We start from the raw sequence: 20,173 nt of genomic DNA, 5'->3' as shown, positions 1-20,173 counted from the left end.
CAGCGTGGCGGCCAATTCCTCGATCGATCCGATCGACATCAGGAGCTTGCGGACGCTGGTGCTGGTCTACGACCTGCAATCGTTCTCGGCCGCCGCCAAGCGGCTCGACGTCAACCAGTCCACCATCAGCTATGCGGTCGAGCGGCTGCGCGGCGCGCTGCATGACCCGCTGTTCGTTCGTAACGGCAACGGCGTGACGGCCACCGAGCGCTGTGCGGCGCTGGTTGCCTGGGCGCGGGACATGATCGGCGAGATCGACGGGCTTGCCTCACCGGTGGAGTTCGATCCGGCGACGGCGCAGGGTACCATCATGATCTCCTGCAACTATCACGAACGCCAGACCCTGATCCCGCAGTTCTGTGCACGGTTGCATGCCGGCGCGCCAAAGGTGCGTCTCGTCCTGCTCGATGCCGCCGGCCACGGCGACATCCACCTCAAGCAGAACCAGTGCGACATCGTCCTCGGTCCGGTCGGCATCATCGGCGAGAGCTTCTTCCGGCGCCACATCCTCACCGATCACTATGTCTGCGTGATGGATCCGGCGAATCCGCTGGCGCGTGGCCGGATCGCGCTGTCGGCCTATGCGAAGGCCGAGCATGTCTTCATCACCCACAGCGGCGAGTGGCAGCCGCTCTATCTCGCGGCGCTGAAGGCGAGGAAGATCGAGATCGAGCCGGTGGTCAGCCTGCCGAACCACGACAGCCTCGAGCGTATCGTCACGGGCACGCGGCTGGTTGCGACCATCCCGCATCATCTGGCGCGGACGATGCGCGGCGGCCTGCACGTCGCATCGCTGCCGTTCCGCGTACCGATCTCGATCGACATGTACTGGAGCGCCAGGACGGCCAAATCCGGCCTGCACAAATGGGCGCGTGGCCTGCTGGCCGAGGAGGCCCGGGCTTACGCTGCCTGAGCGTGCGCCGCGGCTGCAAAGCAAAAGGCCCGCATTCGACATGCGGGCCTTTCGTCTCCGGCGCGTTGCCGCGCCGAAAGCATGGGGCATCAGAACACGTGGTAGAACACGTAGTACAGGCAGCCCGAGAGGATCATCGCGGCCGGCAGGGTCAGGACCCAGGCCATCGCGATGTTGCGGATCGTCGACCATTGCAGGCCGGAGCCGTTGGCGGCCATGGTGCCTGCGATGCCTGACGACAGCACGTGCGTGGTCGAGACCGGGAGGCCGTAGCCGTCGGCCGCCGCGATCGTCGCGGCCGCCGTGATCTCGGCGCAGGCGCCCTGCGCGTAGGTCAGGTGGGTCTTGCCGATCTTCTCGCCGACGGTGACGACGATGCGCTTCCAGCCGACCATGGTGCCGAGGCCGAGCGCGATGGCGACGGCGAACTTCACCCAGCTCGGGATGAACTTCGTCGCGGCATCGAGCGAGCCCTTGTACTCGTTCAGCGTCGAGATGTCGGCGGCGGTCAGCTCGGCTTCCTTGTCCTTCATCAGGAAGCGGATCGCCTCGGACGCCAGATACATGTCGTTACGGGTGTTGCCGACCGCGTCCGCCGGGAACTTGGCGAGCGAGCCATACTGGGCGACCTGCTGACCGATGTCGCGCACCAGCACCGCCAGCGACGGATAGGTGCCTTCGTTGATCTGGTGCTGCGCGACATAGTTGGTCACGGCCGGGCGCGGGTTGCCGATCACGCTGTAACCGGCGGCCTTGCCTTCGATGACCTTGCTGGCCGCGGTGGAACGCGCGGCGAACTGCTCGATCTGGCTCGCCGGCAGCGCGCGGTTCAGCGCGTAGGCGGTCGGCACGGTGCCGATCAGGATCAGCATGATCAGGCCCATGCCCTTCTGACCGTCGTTGGAGCCGTGGAAGAAGCTGACCAGGGTGCAGGTCAGGATCAGGATGCCGCGGATCCACCACGGCGGCGGCTGGTTGCCGACCGGCTCGCCGAACAGCGCCGGCGTCGCGCGCTGCAGCACGATCTTGAGGATGTAGAGCAGACCGGCCGCGAGCACGAAGCCGAACAGCGGTGACAGCAGCAGCGCCTTGGCGATGTTGCCCGCCTGCGACCAATCCACGCCCGAGGTGCCGTCACGGCCGCGCAGCAGCGCGTTGGTGATGCCGACGCCCATGATCGAGCCGATCAGGGTGTGCGAGCTCGAGGCCGGCAGGCCGAGCCACCAGGTGCCCAGGTTCCAGATGATCGCGGCGATCAGCAGCGCGAACACCATCGCAAAGCCGGCGCTCGAGCCGACCTGCAGGATCAGTTCGACCGGCAGCAGCGACACGATGCCGAATGCGACGGCGCCGCTCGAGAGCAGCACGCCGATCAGGTTGAACATGCCCGACCAGACCACGGCAATATGCGCCGGCAGCGAGCGGGTGTAGATCACGGTCGCGACAGCGTTGGCGGTGTCGTGGAAGCCGTTGACGAATTCGAAGCCGAGCGCGATCAGCAGCGCGACGAACAGCAGGATGTACGGCAGGAACGAAGTGATGCGCGTGCCGGTGGCGTCGACGTCGGCATAGATGCTGTAGGCAACGAACAGCAGCGCGGCCGCGACCACGCCCAAATAGATAACGCCGGTCAGAGGATGAAAGCCCTTGTCGAGGTCCGGTCCCTTTTTCAAGGCGGGCTCGATCGAGCCGGGTAACGCCATATCGCTCATGGTAAACTCCTGTCCCAATGGCTCCGATTTTGATCGATGCATATGACAAGCAATTGAAATCCGGCTCGTGAAATGAGCCGGCGACCCATGCCGGTGGACATCGCGCCGATTTTTTGTGCAACGCATTGAAGGTCCACGCGCCTTCGCGGCGTCGTGGCAATCTTCAGCAACAGACCATCACCGATCGCGGAAGGATCGGGGCGGAATTCGCCGCCCGGGTTTCATGGAACGAGACAATCTGGGAGGCGAGGAGGCCGGCGGCGAGACGTCGGGCTCTCGAGGTAGTGGGCACCTGGCCAGGTCGCAGCAATCCAGGTCGACAAGCTCGACGTCACCAAGCTCAACGTCACAAAGCTCAACGTCGCCAAGCTCAACGTCGCCGGTCGTGCGGGACGTGCGTGTGCGAGCGAATAAGGAGGGGAGGATTGCAAGATGAGGTGGCGCGCCGCACGATTGGGGCTAGCAAACCGCGCAGCGCGCCCGCCTCAGGGTACGTCATGGCGTGAACATGACGCCCGATACCTGCGGAGCACGTTACCCTATCATGGATCAATTAAAGGTTGTAGGTATTTGTCGGGCTTTAGAACAATTTCACGTTGAATTGCGGCATCTGCGGTTCCGCGCGCCGTGCGGATCTCAAGCCGCGTCAGCTGATTTCTGCAACTGACTTGCGGCGATTTTCAGGTCGTCGATAAAGCGCTGATATTCCAGCGTCTTGGCTTTCTCGTCGGGCAGCCGCAACAGATAGGACGGGTGCACGGTGATGAGCACCTTGGTTCCATCATGGTCGATCAGGCAGCCGCGGTTCTTGTTGACCGGGGTGATCTTGCCGAGCACGCTCTGCGCCGCGGTGGCGCCGAGTGCCACTACGAGCGCCGGCTTGATGGCGGCGAGTTCGCGCTCATACCATTGGCGGCAGGCGCGGATCTCCGGCGTATTCGGCTTCTGGTGCAGCCGGATCCTGCCGCGCGGCACGAATTTGAAATGCTTCACGGCGTTGGTGATGTAGACCTTGCCGCGATCGATGCCGGCGTCCTCGAGCGCGCGATCGAGCATCTGCCCGGCCGGTCCGACGAAGGGATGGCCTGCGAGATCTTCCTTGTCGCCGGGCTGCTCGCCGACCAGCATCAGTGTCGCTTCTTGCGGCCCTTCACCGAACACGATCTGGGTTGCGTCTTTCCACAGCGGGCAGGCGCGGCAATCGGCGGCCTCGACGCGCAAGGCGGCAATCGTGTCGTGAGCTCGCACATCCCGGGTTTGCTTGCGGGGCATCGGTTCATCCTGCCGCTGCTGCGGCTCGGCCGCCTTGCGTGCGATGAAGGGGCCGCTGGTCATGCGCATGGCGTCTTCGATCAGCGGCTTAATGATCGAGTCCTCGGGCAGGTTCCTCCAATAGGCCTGCGGCATCTCCATCATCTTCAGCCGCGCGGGATTGGAGAAGCCGTTGTCATGACGCCGCCAGGCCTCCTCGAGCCGGTCCTCGGTCGGCACCTCGGATTTGGCGACGCCCGGCGTGATCGAGATCGCGTGCCCGTCCCAATGGGCGCAGACGTCGGGCGTCAGGATCGACCACGGCATGTCGGCGAAGCGGCCGGCGAAGAAAGGCGCGGCGAGTTCGACGATGCGATGCTCCGGCTCGAACCAGGCGACGTAGTGCGCCGTCCGCTCGCGGCCGATCTCGCGGAAGCGGAGCTGCGCGTGCATCCGGTCGATGTCGCCATAGACCGCGCGCGCCATCGCGTGGACCTCGGCGACATCGGGATCGTCAGTCGCAGCGAGCAGGTCGTGACGGCTGCGCAGCCGCCACAGCAGGCGATAGAGCAGGGCGAAGCGCTCGTCATTGCGATGCAGGATCGCAGCCTTTGCGAGCTCGACGAATTTGGCTGACACGTTGAACTGTGCCTGCGGCGTATCGGGCAATTCATTCACGCAGGATGCCAACGACAATTCGTCGTCGCGGCGTACGGTCCAGGTGATCTCCGCGGGCTTCACGTCGTTCAATGCCAAGCGCCGCGCGGCCCTGCGCCAGCCCTCGAAATCGGTGTCGTTGTCGAGCACGATGATACGCATGCGATGGCTCCGTTTCCGTCACGCCGCCATTTTCGGGGGCCTGCGTGCTGACTTGCGGAAGATCACGGCCTGTCGAGTTCGATGACTGCTGAATCCCATTGATTCCACTCATGAATCACTGAGCTCACCAATCCGGTTGACTCCGCGGGCCCTGTTAGCTTTATATTAGAACATATCATGAACAAATGAGCCAGTCCCTGGTTCTCTGTTCGACCAGTGACGGCTTCAAATTTTGCCTGGAAGGAGCGGCGCATATGAATGGCGCACGCATGGGTACGCTTGCGTCTCTGCGCGGCAGCATCGCGCGCATCGAGGCGCCATCGGAGGCAGCGATGCCGAACCGCGTCGCGCTCGGCCATGCCGGCGCCGACGCGATGCTGCGCGGCGGGCTTGCGCCGGCCGTGCTGCACGAGGTGTTCGCGGCCGGCCATCAAGGAAGTGCTGCGACCGGCTTCATCGCGGGGCTTGCCGGACTGATATCGGCGCGCAAGCCGCTGGTCTGGGTGCGGCAGGATTTTTCCGATCGCGAGAACGGCGCGCTGTCGATGCGCGGGCTCGCCGAGCTCGGGCTCGATCCGCGCCTCCTGGTCACGGTGCGCGCCGCCGATGTCGATAGCGGGCTGCGCACCGCGGCCGATGCGCTCGCCTGCGATGCGCTCGGCGCTGTCGTGCTCGAGGTCTGGGGTCCTGCGCGCCAGCTCGATCTCGTCGCCAGCCGCAAATTGACGCTCGCCGCCCAAGCCTCCGGCGTCACCGCGCTGGTGCTGCGGATCGCGGTCACCCCGATCCCCTCGACCGCGGAGACCCGCTGGATCGTGCGCGCGGCGCATTCGCCGCCCGGCAATGCTGCAAGCGCCTGGGGCGCGCCGCGCGTCGAGGCCGAACTCGTGCGCAACCGTCATGGCCCGGTCGGGCGATGGATCATGGAATGGAAATGTGATGAGTGCCAATTCAGTGAACCGTCGGCGTATCCTCAGCCTGTGGCTGCCACGCCTGCCCATCGACCGCATCAAGCGCAAGCTCGCGCAGGACATCGCCTCGCAAGCTGAGCTTGTTGCAAGTGAGCTTGATGAAGCCTCAAGTGAGGCGAGCACATCGGCAGGGCTCTCTCCCCCCTTGCTGGGGAGAGTTGGAGAGAGGGGTGGCCACGAGCACCGCCCGAGCGGCTCACCCCTCTCCCTAGCCCTCCCCCGCAAGGGGGGAGGGAACCCATCTGTCCATGCGTCCCTTACGAACGAAGCAAGCAACAAACTCCCCAGCGTCGTGGTCGCAAAAGACCACAACGCGATCCTGCTCCATGCGATCGACGAGGTCGCGGTGCGCGCCGGGCTGTCGATCGGGCTGCCGCTCGCCAATGCGCGGGCGATCTGTCCGGAGCTTACGGTCTACGACGCGGATCCCGCCGCCGACTTGAAGACGCTGAACGACATCGCCGACTGGTGCGACCGCTTCACGCCGCTGGTCGCGCTCGATCCGCCTTACGGACTGTTCCTCGACATCACCGGCTGCGCCCATCTGTTCGGCGGCGAGCGCGCGCTGTTGCAGATCGTGACCAATGCGTTACACCGGCGCGGCTTTGCCGTCAGCGCGGCTATCGCCGGCACCTCGATAGCAGCGCGCACGCTGACGCGCTACACTTCGGGGCAGATCGTCGCCAGCGGCGAGGAGGCGCAAGCGGTGGGGCCGCTGCCGGTATCGGCGCTCGGTGCCGATGCCGCAATCACCACCGGCCTGCGCCGCGCCGGCCTGAAGACCATCGGCGATGTCGCCGCGCGCGCGCCGCATGAAATCTCGGCGCGGTTCGGTGCGGCCTTCACGACCTTGCTCAGCCACGCGCTCGGGCAGGGCGATGCCCCGATCAGCCCGCGCAAGCCGCTGCCCGATTACATCGTCGAGAAGCGTTTCCCCGAGCCGATCGCGACCGACACCGTGATCGCGCTGACGCTCTCGAGCCTTGCCAAAATGCTGGTGACGGCGATGGACAAGCAGAGCAAGGGCGCAAGGCAACTGGAAGCGAGCTTCTTCCGCACTGACGGTGCGGTGCGCACGATCATGGTCGAGACCGGGCGGCCGGTGACGCGGCCCGAGATGATCGACCGCCTGTTCCGCGAGCGGCTCGATGCGCTCAACGATCCGCTCGATCCCGGCTTCGGCTTCGATCTCATCCGTCTCGCCGCAGGGCGTACCGAGATCGTGGTGCAGCAGCAGCGCGACCTCGACGCGACCGTGCACGACAATGACGAGATCTCGGCGCTGATCGACCGCATCGCCGCCCGCATCGGGGGAAAGCGCGTCGTTGTGCATCTGCCGCTCGAGAGCCACATCCCCGAGCGTGCCGCACTCGCGCTGCCGGCGCAGCATCATCTGGCAGCCGCGAGCACGGCCGCCTGGCCGGAGCGCGTCGCGGGCGAGCCGCCGCTGCGGCCGCTCAGGCTGTTCGAGCGGCCCGAGCCGATCAAGGTGCCGTTCGCGAGCGTGCCGGACGGTCCGCCGCATCAATTCACCTGGCGGCGCGCCCTGCACGCGGTGGTGCGGGTCGAAGGTCCCGAGCGCATCGCGATGGAATGGTGGAAGCAGGACGGCGCGGCGCTGACCCGCGACTATTTCCGCGTCGAGGACGCCGAAGGCCAGCGCTTCTGGATCTTTCGCGACGGCCTCTATGAGAGCGAGCTGCGCGACGAGGCCGGCGCGCCGGTTCCGGCCAACTGGTATGTGCACGGGCTGTTCGCATGAAGACGCCCATTACAGATTATGCCGAGATCGGCATCACCAGCAATTTCTCCTTCCTGCGCGGCGGCTCCGATCCGCGCGCCTATGTGCATCAGGCGAGCGAGCTCGGGATTCCCGTGATCGGGCTCGCCGATCACAACACGCTGGCCGGCGTGGTGCGCGCCTGGAAGGAGCTCGACAGCGAGAAGGTCGCCCATCCGCCGAAGTTTTTGGTCGGCGCCCGCATCGTCTTCATCGACGGCACCCCCGACATCCTGGTCTATCCCTGCGATCGCGCCGCCTATGGCCGGCTGTGCCAGCTCTTGACCCGCGGCAAGCGCGGCGATGGCATTGTGAAGATCGAGAAGGGCGACTGCCGGCTCACGCTGTCCGATCTGATCGACTTCGCCGAAGGTCAGCTCCTGGTGCTGGCGCTGCCGCATCGTTTCGAGGCGGAGAAGGCGCTCGACGTGCTCGCGCAACTGAAGGCCAGCGCCGCCGACGGCGTCTGGCTCGCCGTAAGCCTGCTCTATCGCGGCGACGACAAGCGCCGCCTCGCGCGGCTGCATGATCTCGCTGCCACGGCCAATGTGCCGCTGCTCGCCACCAACGAGGTGCTCTATCACCATCCCGCGCGCCGGCAGTTGCAGGACGTGCTGACCTGCATCCGCGAAAAGACCACGATCGAGGCTGTCGGCCGCAGGCTCGAGGCCAATGCCGAGCGGCACCTCAAGCCGGCGCATGAGATGATCCGGCTGTTTCGCGATCTGCCGGACGCGATCGCGGAGACCATGCGTTTTGCGGCGCGCATCCACTTCTCGCTCGACCAGCTCAAATACCAGTATCCCGACGAGCCGGTGCCGCCGGGCAAGACCGCGCAGCAGCATCTGGAAGACCTGACCTGGGCCGGCGTCGACAAATATTTCGGCGGCAACATCGACGACAAGCTCCGCGCCACCCTGAACAAGGAGCTCGCGCTGATCGCCGAGCTGAAATACGCGCATTACTTCCTCACCGTGCATGATATCGTGCACTATGCGCGCAGCCAGAACATCCTGTGCCAGGGGCGCGGCTCGGCGGCGAACTCGGCGGTCTGCTACGTGCTCGGCGTCACCTCGGTCGATCCGACCAAGGTCGATCTCCTGTTCGAGCGCTTCATCTCCAAGGAGCGGCTGGAGCCGCCCGACATCGACGTCGATTTCGAGCATTCGCGGCGCGAGGAGGTGATGCAATATGTCTATCGCCGCTATGGCCGCCATCGCGCGGCGATCATCGCCACCGTGATCCATTATCGTCCGCGCAGCGCGATCCGCGATGTCGGCAAGGCGCTCGGGCTGACCGAGGACGTCACCGCGGCGCTCGCCGACACCGTGTGGGGTAGCTGGGGCAAGGGACTCAACGACATGCAGGTGCGGCAGGCCGGGCTGGACCCTGCGAATGCGATGATCAACCTCGCGGTCGAGCTCGCCACCGAGTTGATCGAGTTTCCGCGCCATCTCTCGCAGCATGTCGGCGGTTATGTGCTGACCCAGGACCGGCTCGACACCTATGTGCCGATCGGCAACGCCGCGATGGACGACCGCACCTTCATCGAATGGGACAAGGACGATGTCGACGCGCTTCATATGATGAAGGTCGACGTGCTCGCGCTCGGCATGCTGACCTGCATCCGCAAATGCTTCGACCTGATCAGTGACCACAAGGGCGAGCATTGGGAGCTCGCCTCGGTCCCGCAGGACGACAAAGAGGTCTACGACATGCTGTGCCGCGGGGAATCGCTCGGCGTGTTCCAGGTCGAGAGCCGGGCCCAGATGAACATGCTGCCGCGGTTGAAGCCGCGCACCTTCTACGATCTCGTCATCGAGGTCGCGATCGTGCGCCCCGGCCCGATCCAGGGCGACATGGTGCATCCTTATCTCAGGCGGCGGAACGGCCAGGAAAAGGTGAGCTATCCATCGCCATCGCCGGATCATGGCGACAAGGATGAACTCTACAATGTCCTGCACAAGACGCTCGGCGTGCCGCTGTTCCAGGAACAGGCGATGCGGATTGCGATCGAGGCGGCGCATTTCACGTCGGAAGAGGCCAACGGCCTGCGCCGCTCGATGGCGACCTTCCGCAATCTAGGCACCATCGGCAGCTATGAAGAGAAGCTGGTCGGCAACATGGTGGCGCGTGGCTACGATCCGGAGTTCGCCCGCAGCTGCTTCGACCAGATCAAGGGTTTTGGCTCCTACGGCTTCCCGGAAAGCCATGCCGCGAGTTTCGCCCAGCTGGTCTATATCTCCTCATGGCTGAAGCATTATCATCCCGACGCGTTCTGCTGCGGCCTGCTCAACTCGCAGCCGATGGGTTTTTACGCTCCGGCGCAGATCGTCGGCGACGCCCGCAAGAACGGCGTCACGGTGCGCGAGGTCGATGTCTCCTTCAGCTTTGCGCAGAACACGCTGGAGGAGCGCGATGGGGACTATTGCGCGGTGCGGCTCGGCTTCCGCCAGATCGACGGCTTTCACTGGCTGGATGAGGATGAGGAGAGGTTGAAAGCTCAGCAGCAGACGCTGCGTAGTGCAGGTGAGTCAGGGAGGCACGAATGGATGGGCTCTCTCCCCCCTTGCGGGGGAGAGTTGGAGAGAGGGGTAAGCCACGACCACCGCCTGTGCGGCTCACCCCTCTCCCTAACCCTCCCCCGCAAGGGGGGAGGGAACCCGCCCACCTCCCGCGCGGCCTTGGACAGAGATGATCTCGACTGGGCCGACCGCATCGTCGCGGCGCGCAACCGCCGGCCTTTCACCTCGCTGGAAGATTTCGCCCGCGATACCGGCCTGCCGAAGCGCGCGCTGATCCTGCTTGCGGACGCCGATGCGTTCCGCTCGCTCGGGCTCGACCGCCGCGAGGCGCTGTGGGCGGTGCGGCGGCTGCCCGACGACGTGCCGCTGCCGCTGTTCGAGGCCGCCATTGCGCGCGAGCAGCCGGATGAGGGCACAAAACCGCTGCCGGAGATGCCGCGCCCCGAACAGGTAGTCGCCGACTATCAGACCATCCGCCTGTCGCTGAAGGGCCATCCGATGGAGTTTTTGCGCGACACCTTCACCAGGGAACGCGTCGTCGCCTGCCACACCATCAACCGCAGCAACGACCGCCGCCGCGTCGCCTGCGCCGGCGTCGTGCTGGTGCGGCAGCGGCCGGGCAGCGCCAAGGGCGTCGTGTTCATGACGCTGGAGGATGAGACCGGCATCGCCAACATCGTGGTGTGGCCGAAGGTGATGGAGCAGTACCGCAAGGAGGTGATGGGCGCGCGCCTGATCCTGGTCGAGGGTTATATCCAGAGCAGCCCGGAGGGCGTGACGCATCTGGTGGCGCAGCGCATGACCGATCGCTCCCACGACCTGATCGGCCTCGCCAATGAATCCCTCAGCCGCAAGCATCCGGTGCCGGCGGGCCCCGCGCTGATCGAGCCGCTCAACGACGACCGCCGCGATCACGGCGACAACTCGCCGCAAAAGATCCGCCACCCCCGCAACGTCCGCATCCTGCCGCCGTCGCGCGACTTTCATTGAGGGGATGCGCGATCGCGCTGCTGTTGAGCCAGCTATCTCCCCAACGTCGTCCTGGCGAAAGCCAGGACCCATAGCCACCGAATTTTGTTGTCGCAGGGATCGTGGCCCCAGCGTCGTGCAACGTTCGACAATTGGGGTAATGGGTCCTGGCTTTCGCCAGGACGACGTTGAATATGCTCTCAAGAACTCCGCCACTTCGAGATCGCCCGTATCCTTCACCGCCGCATCGCGCGACCTCGAACGCTGGCCGTCCTCACGCGATTTTCATCGCAACGGCACACATACCGCGCCGCACATCGATTGTGCGCCATCGGCCAGTTGCTATCGTCCCGGCCGCCCGGGCGATCGATCCGGGGTCTGCAACAACAACAATTCGGGAGCATTCCATGCGTTATCTCACTGCGCTCATCGGCGCGGCATGCGTCGCGTTCGTCACGGCCACCGGCGCCTTTGCCCAGGTGCCTTCCAATCCCGACAATCCCAACGACGTCGTCCCCGATGCCCTCGCGCCGCCGCCCTATGGCGAGCCGATCAACCTCGAAACCGCCAAGAAGGTTGCGGCTGCGGCGGTCGCCGAGACGCAGAAGCGAAACTGGAATGCGTTCTGCATCGCGATCGTCAATCCGGCCGGCGAGCTCGTCTATTTCGAGAAGCAGGACAATTGCCAATATGCCTCGATCGGCGTCTCGCAGCACAAGGCGCGCACCACGACGCGCTATCGCCGGCCGACGCTGACGTTCGAAAACCTGATGGGCAAGGGACCGTACTTCTCCTATCTCGCGACGCTCGACGACGTGATCGCCTCGCGCGGCGGCAATCTCCTGATCGTCGACGGCAAGGTCGTCGGCGCCATCGGCGTCAGCGGCGGCTCGGGCTCGCAGGACAATGTGATCTCGCTCGCCGGCCAGGCCGCGCTGAAATAGCGGGCAATGACGCGATGCTTCTGCCGAGGCCTCCCGGTCCCGGCAGAAAGCTTCGCAGAATTGTACAAGATCGTAGGATGGGTTTCGCTGCGCTCCACCCATCCTACAACTCTACGCACCGTCAATTAATATGTTCTGATTTTCGGAATTTAACTTGACGCGTACCCCAACTCAGATGTTCAATATGCCCGTCTCACCCGATCGAGGGGCGTTTCGCGATCGTCACGAACGCGGGTCGAGATGCGGTGGACGCCGAGCGTGGTACTGACGAGAGCACGCAAGGCGGACGGCGAAGTCGTGCAGGCCTGACGCCCTAGTGGTAGGTGTCTTTTCCGATTGCGCAATGCGCGTTGCGAAGACGGTGACAACAAAGCCCAGTCTCGCCGGGGAGAGCACGTATAAGCCGTAACCCATCGCGCAGGGAAAGCCGGACTGCTCCGGTTACACCTGTGGTCCTACCCCCGAGCTTTCTACCTTTTGCTCGGGGCCCATGGGTGCGATCGGCACCCGGCTTTCCCTGCGCCCTCTGTGAGAGGAGGGCGAAACGAAAAGCAAAGCTCGGACGGATCGTGTCGCGAGAATGCTGACACGTAGCTTACAAGATGCTGACGTGAAGCTGACAAGTGATCCCAAATTCGGTGTCGTCCCTGCGAAAGCAGGGACCCATAACCACAAATGCCGATTATTGCGCGACATTGGAACGAGGAGTCGCCATCGCAACATCTGCCGCGGCGTATGGGTCCCTGCGTCGCAGGGACGACGTTGGGGTGATATCGTGTGTCCAGCCTGTTATTCCACCGCGGCGCCGACCGGCGGTCCGCCCGGCGGGCGGTGCAGGAAGGTGATCGATGCATAGGCGCCGACCCACGAGCCGGCTGCGGCGAAGGCGACATACACCCAGTTTTCGGTGTAACTGATCACCGCATAGGAGGAGAGCAGATACCAGATGCTGCTCCAGGTCGCCGCCGGCACGCGCTTGCGTGCCACGACCGCCGAAGTAAACATGACATAGACCGCGTCGGTGGCCGCGGTCGCGATAAAGACCGCGCCGGCAGTGATGGGATCGATGGCAGCCATTGCAACTCCTGTATGGGTCAGGCAGAAGGCATGATCCGGAAAAGTGTGAAACGGTTTTCCGGAGAGATCATGCCCAAACAAGGCATGATCCGGAAAAACGTGAAACGGTTTCCTGAAAGACGATTGGGATCGGCACCGCCTTTTTGTCATCATGCCCGGGCATAGAATAATCGCAAACGGGAATGCGCATGCAGGACATTCGTGAAATCCTTTCCGATGTCTGGACCGGCGCCGGTGGCGCGCCGTCCGCGCTCGATGCGGTGACGCTGACCGGCAGCGAGCCGCAATTGCCGTCGTCGTTTCGGGTCGCGGCCGCGGCACAGGCTCCGATCGCGGCAGCCGGCCTTGCGGCGGCCGAGATCTGGAAGGCCCGCAGCGGCGAGACGCAGGACGTCGCGGTCGACATGCGCCATGCCGTCGTCGAATGCCGCAGCGAGCGCTATTTGCGCGTCGACGACAAGCCGCCGCCACCGGCCTGGGACAAGATCGCCGGCGTCTACCGTGTCCGCGACGGCCGCTTCGTCCGTCTCCACACCAATTTCCCGCATCACCGCGACGCCGTCTGCAAGGTGCTTGGCTGCAATGCCGAGCGGGACGCGGTCCAGGCCGCGCTGCTGCAATGGGACGGCGAAGCGTTCGAGACCGCGGCCTATGCCGCCGGAGGCGTCGTTGCCCTGATGCGCTCCTATGACGAATGGTCGGCGACCCCGCATGCGAAAGAGCTGGCAAAGCTGCCGCTGATCTCGATCGAAAAGATCGGCGAGGCCGCGCCAAAGCCGTGGCCGGAAGGCGACCGGCCGCTGGCCGGCATCCGTGTGCTCGATTTGTCGCGCGTGATCGCCGGTCCCGTCGCCGGCCGCACGCTCGCGGCGCATGGCGCCGACGTGCTGCTGATCTCCGGTCCCGATCTGCCAGCGATCCCGTGGCTCACCATCGACACCGGCCGCGGCAAGCTCTCGAGCTTCGTGGAGCTGCGTAACGAGCAGGGGCGGGATGTGATGCGCAATCTCGTGGCGCAGGCGGATATTCTCTCGCAGGGCTATCGCCCGCAGGCGATCGCGCGGCTCGGCTTCTCACCGCAGGAGGCGGCGCGCATCAATCCCGGGATCGTCTATGTGACGCTCTCGGCCTACGGCCATGCCGGCCCGTGGGCGGAGCGCCGCGGCTTCGACTCGCTGGTGCAGACCACGACCGGCCTCAATCATGCCGAAGGGCAGGCCGCCGGCGTCGATGGACCGAAGGAATTGCCGGCCCAGATGCTCGACCATGCCACCGGGTACTTCATGGCGTTCGGCGCCATGATGGCCAAGGCCCGCCAGGCGCGCGAGGGCGGCAGCTGGCACGTCCGGGTGTCGCTGGCACAAACCGGACGCTGGCTGTGGTATCTCGGCCGCCTCGAAGCGGGGCTTGCGACCGAGGACCTCAAGGCAGAGGCGGTGCGGCCCTTCATCGAGCAGCTGCCGTCCGGCTTTGGCACGCTGAGTTCGGTCCGGCACGCGGCGGTCCTGTCGAGGACCCCGGCGCACTGGTCCCGTCCCGCCATGCCGCTCGGCTGCCACCCGCCGGCGTTTCCTACCCCAAAGTTTCCTGCCCCGGAGTTTCCCGGATGAGACATTCAGCAGCCGTTCAGGCTATGCAAACTTTAACAACGGGCGTCGCCGAAGTGCGATTTTTAGGTTGTTTGAAACGCCAATTCGGCACTATTAGCGCACCGCTGGGGCTGTCCCGCCGGAAGCTGCAACGATCGACCCCGCGGACCGCATGCTGAAAGACTTTACCAAGAGAATGCAGAGCTTTAGCCGCCCGCGCCTGGTCGTGGCCGCGGCGGTGCTGGCGGTCGCGTGCGCGGGGGCCTATGGCTACACGCGTTTCGGCTCGGAAAACCAGACACCTTCGGAGGTCTCCAGCCAGTCGCGCAAGGGCGGCACGCGCTACACGCCGTCGGCGGCCGAATGGGCCAGTTTGACCTTCCAGACCGTCACAGAGCACACCTTCCGCTCCGAGCTGGTGACCGAGGGCAAGATCGGGATCGACGAGGACCGCTCCACGCCGGTCTACTCGCCCTACACCGGGCGCGTCACCCGCCTCCTGGTGCGGCCGGGCGATGCCGTGGTGAAGGGGCAGCCGCTGTTCGTGATCGAGGCGGCCGACACCGTGCAGGCGCAGAACGATTACGTCGCCGCGATGACCGGCCTCAACAAGGCGCAGTCGGCGCTTGATCTGGCGCAGATCCAGGAGAAGCGCGCCAAGGACCTGTCCGAGGGCAAGGCGATCCCGCTGAAGGATTATCAGCAGGCGCAGGCCGCGCTGGTGCAGGCGCAGAACGATGCGCGCTCGGCGCAGACGCTGCTGGAAGCCGCGCAGAACAAGCTGCACATCCTCGGCTTCGGCGATGAAGCCATCACGACGCTGCAGCAGAAGGGCCGCCTCAATCCGGAGACGACGGTGTTTGCGCCGATCGGCGGCACCGTGGTTCAGCGCAAGGCCGGTCCCGGCCAGTATGTCTCGACCGGTGCCAGCGACCCGGTCTATGTAATCGGCGATCTCTCGACGGTCTGGCTGATCGCCTTCGTTCGCGAATCCGACTCCGACAATGTCGCGGTCGGACAGGACCTCACCTTCAGCGTGATGGCGCTGCCGGGCAAGGTGCTGAACGCCCGGGTCAACTATGTCGCGGCCGCGATCGACGCGACGTCGCGCCGCCTCCTGGTCCGCGCCACCATCGACAATGCCGACATGCGGCTGAAGCCGGAGATGTTTGCCAACGTGACGCTGTATTCGAAGGGCGATCACCCGGCGGTCGGCGTGCCGAAGCAGGCGCTGATCTATGAGGGCGATCAGGTCCGCGTCTGGGTCGCGCGGACCGACGACAAGACGATCGAATTGCGTCAGATCAAGCCCGGCCTCATCAATGGCGATCTCGTCGAGGTCGCCGGCAACCTCAAGCCGGGCGAGCAGATCGTGACGAAGGGAAGCCTCTTCATCGACCGCGCCGCGTCCGGCACTTGAGATGCATGATCCGGAAAAGGGGAAACCGGCTTTCCGGATCGACCATGCTCAACAAGAAAAATCCTTCCAGCTGAAAGCGCCGATCTGAATGGATCGCCTCGTCGCCCTTGCCGTCAATCGCCGCTACTTGATGGTGGCCATGTTCGTCGCCGTCTTCATCGGCGGTTTGCTTGCGTTCAAGCAGCTCAACATCGAGGCCTATCCCGATCCGACCCCGCCGATGGTCGACATCGTGACCCAGAGCCCGGGCCTCTCGGCCGAGGAGATCGAGCGCTACATCACGATCCCGATCGAGACCCAGGTCGCCGGCATCAAGAACCTCAAGACCATCCGCACCATCTCGCTGTACGGTCTGTCCGACGTCAAGCTGCAGTTCTCTTTCGACTACACCTATGACGAGGCGCTGCAGCAGGTGCTCAACCGGCTGTCGCAGCTCGCACCGCTGCCCGGCAACGTGCAGCCCGGCATCTCCCCGACCAGCCCGATCGGCGAAATCTTCCGCTACCGGCTGAAGGGCCCGCCGAACTACAGCGTGCTCGACCTCAAGACGTTGCAGGACTGGGTGCTGCAACGCCGCTTCCGCGCGGTGCCCGGCGTGATCGACGTCACCGGCTGGGGCGGCAAGACCAAGACCTACGAGATCCAGGTCGACTTCAACAAGCTGGTCGCCAACGGCCTGACCCTGCCGCAGGTGCTGCAGGCGGTTTCCAACGCCAACATCAATGTCGGCGGCAACACCGTGAACATCGGCTCGCAATCGGCCGTGGTGCGCGGCGTCGGCCTGATCCGCTCGATCGACGATCTCGCCAACACCATGATCTCGCAATCGGGCGGCAATCCGGTTCTGGTCAGGGATGTCGGCGCTGTCACGATCGGCGAGAAGCCGCGGCTCGGCATCGCCGGCATCGACAGTGACGACGACATCGTGCAGGGCATCGTGCTGATGCGTCGCGGCGAGCAGAGCTCGCCGACGATTGCCCGCGTCGAGCAGCTGGTCCACCAGATCAACAATTCCTCGATCCTGCCGCCGGGCGTCAAGATCGAGCGCATCTACGACCGCAAGGACCTGATCGAGCTGACCACCCACACCGTGCTGCACAACATGGTGGTCGGCATCCTCCTGATCGTGCTGCTGCAGTGGATCTTCCTCGGCGACCTGCGCAGCGCGCTGATCGTCGGCGCGACGATTCCGTTCGCACTGTTCTTCGCCGTGATCATCCTGGTGCTGCGCGGCGAATCCGCCAATCTGCTGTCCGTCGGCGCGATCGATTTCGGTCTGATCGTCGACGCCACCGTGATCATGGTGGAGGCGATCTTCCGACGGCTGTCGCAGACTACGGCACTGTCGGAAGAGGAGCGGAGCCACATCTCCGAGGATACGGTGATGGGGATGAAGAGCCATGCGATCCTGTCGGCGGCGGCCGACGTGTCGCGCTCGATCTTCTTCGCCGCGACCATCATCGTCGCCGCGTTCCTGCCGCTGTTCACGCTGGGTGGCGTCGAAGGCAACATCTTCGGACCGATGGCGCGAACCTATGCCTATGCGCTGGCGGGCGGATTGCTGGCGACGTTCACGATCACGCCGGCGCTGAGCGCGATCATCCTGCCGGCGCATATCCACGAGACCGAGACCTGGATCGTCAAGAAGCTCGATGCGATCTATTTGCCGGCGCTGAACTGGGCGATCGGCAACCGCAAGATCGTGATGGCCGGCGCGGCCGGCCTCGTGGTCACGACCATCATCTTCGTGCGCTTCCTCGGCCTCGAATTCCTCCCCAAGCTGGAAGAGGGCAATCTGTGGATCCGGGCCACGCTGCCGCCGACGATCTCGCTGCAGGAAGGAAACGCCTATGTCAACGAAATGCGGAAGCTGATCCGCAGCCGTCCCGAGGTGGTGTCGGTGGTGTCGCAGCACGGCCGTCCCGACGACGGCACCGACGCCGCCGGATTCTTCAATGCTGAATTCTTCGCCCCGCTAAAGCCGGCCAGCGATTGGCCCGACACGCACGACAAGGACGTGCTGACCGCGCAATTGCTGGCGCAGTTGCAGAACAAGTTTCCCGGCGTCGAATTCAACTTCTCGCAATATCTGCAGGACAACGTCTCGGAAGCGGTGTCCGGCGTGAAGGGCGAGAACTCGATCAAGCTCTATGGCAACGATCTGCAGGCGCTGACCGACACCGCCAACAAGATCAAATCCCTGCTGTCGACGGTGCAGGGCGTCACCGACCTCGCCGTGTTCACCTCGCTCGGCCAGCCGACCGTCCAGATCGACGTCGACCGGGCGCGGGCGGCGCGCTACGGGCTGTCGCCTGGCGACATCAACGCCACCATCAAGGTCGCCGTCGGCGGCGACACCGCCGGCGATCTCTATGAACCCGGCTCCGACCGGCACTTCCCGATCATCGTCCGCCTTGCGCCGGAATACCGCAAGAGCGCGGAGGCGATCCAGAACCTGCGGATCGGCGCAACGAATCCCAATGGCGGGGTCACGCAGATCCCCCTGAGCGAGGTTGCCTCGATCAAGCTGATCTCCGGCGCGGCCTACATCTATCGCGAGCAGCAGGAGCGCTATCTGCCGATCAAGTTCTCGGTGCGTGACCGCGACCTCGGCAGCGCGATCCTGGAGGCGCAGCAGAAGGTCAACGAGCAGGTCCAGTTGCCGCCCGGCTCGCATCTCGAATGGGTCGGCGAGTTCGGCAATCTGCAGGACGCGATCAAGCGGCTGTCGATCGTGGTGCCGATCAGCCTCGTGCTGATCGCGGTGCTGCTGTTCTTCAATTTCGGCTCGATGGTCGACACCATGCTCGCGATGAGCGTGATCCCGATGGCGATCTTCGGCGGTGTGCTCGGGCTCCTGATCTCGGGCATTGCGTTCAGCGTGTCGGCGGCGATCGGCTTCATCGCGCTGTTCGGCATCGCCGTGATGGACGGCATCATCATCCTGTCGCAGTTCAACCAGCTGATCGACGAAGGCTATGACCGGATGCGCGCGGTGATCCGCACCGGCGAGCTGCAGCTTCGCCCGGTGCTGATGACCTGCGTCGTGGCGGGCGTCGGCCTGCTGCCGGCGGCGGTGTCGGAGGGCATCGGCTCGCAGGTGCAGAAGCCGCTCGCCATCGTCGTCGTCACCGGCATGATGCTGGCGCCGCTGGTGATCCTGATCACGCTGCCGGTGCTGATCTCCTACTTCTCGCGCCGGCCGAAGGACAACGTCAGGTGAAGCCGTAGAGCCGTGCCGGATTGTCGACCAGGATCGCCTTGCGGACCGCGGCGTCCGGCGCCCAGAGCGGAAGCTGGTTGAGCAGGCGGCCGTCGTCGATCTGGTACAGCGGCGTCACCTCGGTGACTTTCCCGCCCTGCGGCGTCACCGAATCCGGATGCGGCCAGTCGGTGCCCCAGACGACGCGCTCGGCATTGGCCGCGATCAGCGCCTGGGCCAGCGGCGTCGCGTCGGCGTAGTCGGGCGCGAGCTTGGAGGCGCGGTAGGCGCCGGAAATCTTGACGTAGGCCTTGCCCGACTTGACCAGCGCGACCAGTTCGTCGAACCCCGGCTGGCCGGTGCCGAGCGCAGCCTCGGCGCCGCCGAAATGGTCGAACACGACCGGCACCGGCGCTGTGGCGACAAGGTTCTTGATCGCGGAGATCATCGCGAGGCTGGTGAACAGCTGGACATGCCAGCCGCGCGCCTTCATCCGCTCGATCGCGGCCGCGAAGCGCTGCCGGCCGACGTTGGGATCGTTGACGCCGCCGGTCGCAAGGTTGAGGCGAATGCCGCGGAAGCCGGCCTTCTGCATCGCATCGAGATCGCTCTCGCTGGTCTTGTCGTCGATCACGGCGACGCCGCGCGCCGTCGGTCCGCGGGCCGTCATGCCGAACAGGGTCGACGAATTGTCGGGGCCGTAGACGCTCGGCGTCACGATCACCACGCGCTCGACCCGCAGCGCCTTGTGCAGCGCGCTCATCTCCTCCGGCGAGGCCGGTTCCGGCGTGTAGACGCGGCCGGCGAAGAACGGGAATTTCTCGGGGTCGCCATGGATGTGGGTGTGGCAGTCGCACGCGCCGGCAGGCACGTCGAAGTTCACCGGGGTCGATGGTTGTGCCGCCTTGGAAAATGCGTTGCTGCTGGTCATGGTCACTCCGGCTGCGATGGAAGCCAGCATCATATCGCGTCGCGTCAGCATTGGACGTCTCCCTGCGTGC

General features: G+C 65.0%; 12 protein-coding genes. 8 read left to right on the top strand and 4 right to left on the bottom strand.

Annotated elements, in window-relative coordinates; all coding sequences use genetic code 11:
* The first annotated feature begins 4 nt into the window (after window positions 1-4).
* Entirely contained in the window at window positions 5-913 is a 909-nt protein-coding gene (locus tag BI327_RS19260; protein WP_076862381.1) for a LysR family transcriptional regulator, read from the top strand.
* Window positions 914-1,002: 89 nt separating this feature from the next.
* Here BI327_RS19260 and BI327_RS19255 read toward each other — a convergent pair whose 3' ends face one another.
* Both BI327_RS19255 and BI327_RS19250 read right to left on the bottom strand, forming a co-directional pair.
* Window positions 1,003-2,625 (bottom strand): inorganic phosphate transporter, encoded by a 1,623-nt coding sequence (locus BI327_RS19255; protein ID WP_076862380.1) that lies wholly within the window; start codon window positions 2,623-2,625, stop codon window positions 1,003-1,005.
* 636 nt (window positions 2,626-3,261) lie between these two features.
* Window positions 3,262-4,695, bottom strand: a complete 1,434-nt coding sequence (locus BI327_RS19250; protein ID WP_076862379.1) for a UdgX family uracil-DNA binding protein — start codon at window positions 4,693-4,695, stop codon at window positions 3,262-3,264.
* 254 nt (window positions 4,696-4,949) lie between these two features.
* On the opposite strand from BI327_RS19250, the gene BI327_RS19245 reads away from it, so the two are divergent.
* The 4 genes from BI327_RS19245 (at window position 4,950) to BI327_RS19230 (ending at window position 11,884) form a co-directional block, all read left to right on the top strand.
* Window positions 4,950-5,744 (top strand): ImuA family protein, encoded by a 795-nt coding sequence (locus BI327_RS19245; RefSeq protein ID WP_076862378.1) that lies wholly within the window; start codon window positions 4,950-4,952, stop codon window positions 5,742-5,744.
* Window positions 5,635-7,428, top strand: coding sequence for a Y-family DNA polymerase (locus BI327_RS19240; RefSeq protein WP_394329868.1), 1,794 nt, complete (start codon window positions 5,635-5,637; stop codon window positions 7,426-7,428). The genes BI327_RS19245 and BI327_RS19240 overlap by 110 nt, the downstream gene beginning before the upstream one ends.
* Window positions 7,425-10,961, top strand: coding sequence for an error-prone DNA polymerase (locus BI327_RS19235; RefSeq protein ID WP_076862377.1), 3,537 nt, complete (start codon window positions 7,425-7,427; stop codon window positions 10,959-10,961). The genes BI327_RS19240 and BI327_RS19235 overlap by 4 nt, the downstream gene beginning before the upstream one ends.
* A gap of 386 nt (window positions 10,962-11,347) precedes the next feature.
* Complete coding sequence (locus tag BI327_RS19230) at window positions 11,348-11,884, top strand: GlcG/HbpS family heme-binding protein (protein WP_076862376.1); 537 nt, start codon at window positions 11,348-11,350, stop codon at window positions 11,882-11,884.
* Window positions 11,885-12,673: 789 nt separating this feature from the next.
* Here the strand turns inward: BI327_RS19230 and BI327_RS19225 are convergent.
* Window positions 12,674-12,961 carry a hypothetical protein gene (locus tag BI327_RS19225; RefSeq protein ID WP_021080824.1) on the bottom strand — a complete coding sequence of 96 codons (288 nt, stop codon included), beginning with the start codon at window positions 12,959-12,961 and terminating at the stop codon, window positions 12,674-12,676.
* 188 nt (window positions 12,962-13,149) lie between these two features.
* On the opposite strand from BI327_RS19225, the gene BI327_RS19220 reads away from it, so the two are divergent.
* From BI327_RS19220 to BI327_RS19210, 3 genes are all read left to right on the top strand, one after another.
* A complete protein-coding gene (locus BI327_RS19220; protein ID WP_076863060.1) occupies window positions 13,150-14,571 on the top strand; it encodes a CoA transferase in 1,422 nt (473 codons plus the stop codon).
* Window positions 14,572-14,722: 151 nt separating this feature from the next.
* Entirely contained in the window at window positions 14,723-15,970 is a 1,248-nt protein-coding gene (locus BI327_RS19215; protein ID WP_076862375.1) for an efflux RND transporter periplasmic adaptor subunit, read from the top strand.
* A gap of 88 nt (window positions 15,971-16,058) precedes the next feature.
* A complete protein-coding gene (locus BI327_RS19210; RefSeq protein ID WP_076862374.1) occupies window positions 16,059-19,193 on the top strand; it encodes an efflux RND transporter permease subunit in 3,135 nt (1,044 codons plus the stop codon).
* On the opposite strand, the gene BI327_RS19205 is transcribed toward BI327_RS19210, so the two are convergent.
* Window positions 19,186-20,154: an amidohydrolase family protein gene (locus BI327_RS19205; RefSeq protein WP_076862373.1), complete on the bottom strand. Its 969-nt coding sequence runs from the start codon at window positions 20,152-20,154 to the stop codon at window positions 19,186-19,188. The genes BI327_RS19210 and BI327_RS19205 overlap by 8 nt on opposite strands.
* Window positions 20,155-20,173 lie beyond the last annotated feature (19 nt).

Source organism: Bradyrhizobium mercantei, from assembly GCF_001982635.1.
Lineage (GTDB): Bacteria > Pseudomonadota > Alphaproteobacteria > Rhizobiales > Xanthobacteraceae > Bradyrhizobium > Bradyrhizobium mercantei.
The sequence above is the reverse complement of the archived record's forward strand: the minus strand, read 5'-3'. Positions and strand labels throughout refer to the sequence as shown.

Bases quoted from the DNA above. Each gene is read 5' to 3' on its own strand.
- BI327_RS19210 (WP_076862374.1), top strand. From the start codon at position 16,059: ATGGATCGCCTCGTCGCCCTTGCCGTCAATCGCCGCTACTTGATGGTG.
- BI327_RS19205 (WP_076862373.1), bottom strand. From the start codon at position 20,154: ATGCTGACGCGACGCGATATGATGCTGGCTTCCATCGCAGCCGGAGTG.
- BI327_RS19250 (WP_076862379.1), bottom strand. From the start codon at position 4,695: ATGCGTATCATCGTGCTCGACAACGACACCGATTTCGAGGGCTGGCGC.
- BI327_RS19245 (WP_076862378.1), top strand. From the start codon at position 4,950: ATGAATGGCGCACGCATGGGTACGCTTGCGTCTCTGCGCGGCAGCATC.
- BI327_RS19230 (WP_076862376.1), top strand. From the start codon at position 11,348: ATGCGTTATCTCACTGCGCTCATCGGCGCGGCATGCGTCGCGTTCGTC.
- BI327_RS19215 (WP_076862375.1), top strand. From the start codon at position 14,723: ATGCTGAAAGACTTTACCAAGAGAATGCAGAGCTTTAGCCGCCCGCGC.
- BI327_RS19220 (WP_076863060.1), top strand. From the start codon at position 13,150: ATGCAGGACATTCGTGAAATCCTTTCCGATGTCTGGACCGGCGCCGGT.
- BI327_RS19225 (WP_021080824.1), bottom strand. From the start codon at position 12,961: ATGGCTGCCATCGATCCCATCACTGCCGGCGCGGTCTTTATCGCGACC.
- BI327_RS19255 (WP_076862380.1), bottom strand. From the start codon at position 2,625: ATGAGCGATATGGCGTTACCCGGCTCGATCGAGCCCGCCTTGAAAAAG.
- BI327_RS19235 (WP_076862377.1), top strand. From the start codon at position 7,425: ATGAAGACGCCCATTACAGATTATGCCGAGATCGGCATCACCAGCAAT.
- BI327_RS19240 (WP_394329868.1), top strand. From the start codon at position 5,635: ATGAGTGCCAATTCAGTGAACCGTCGGCGTATCCTCAGCCTGTGGCTG.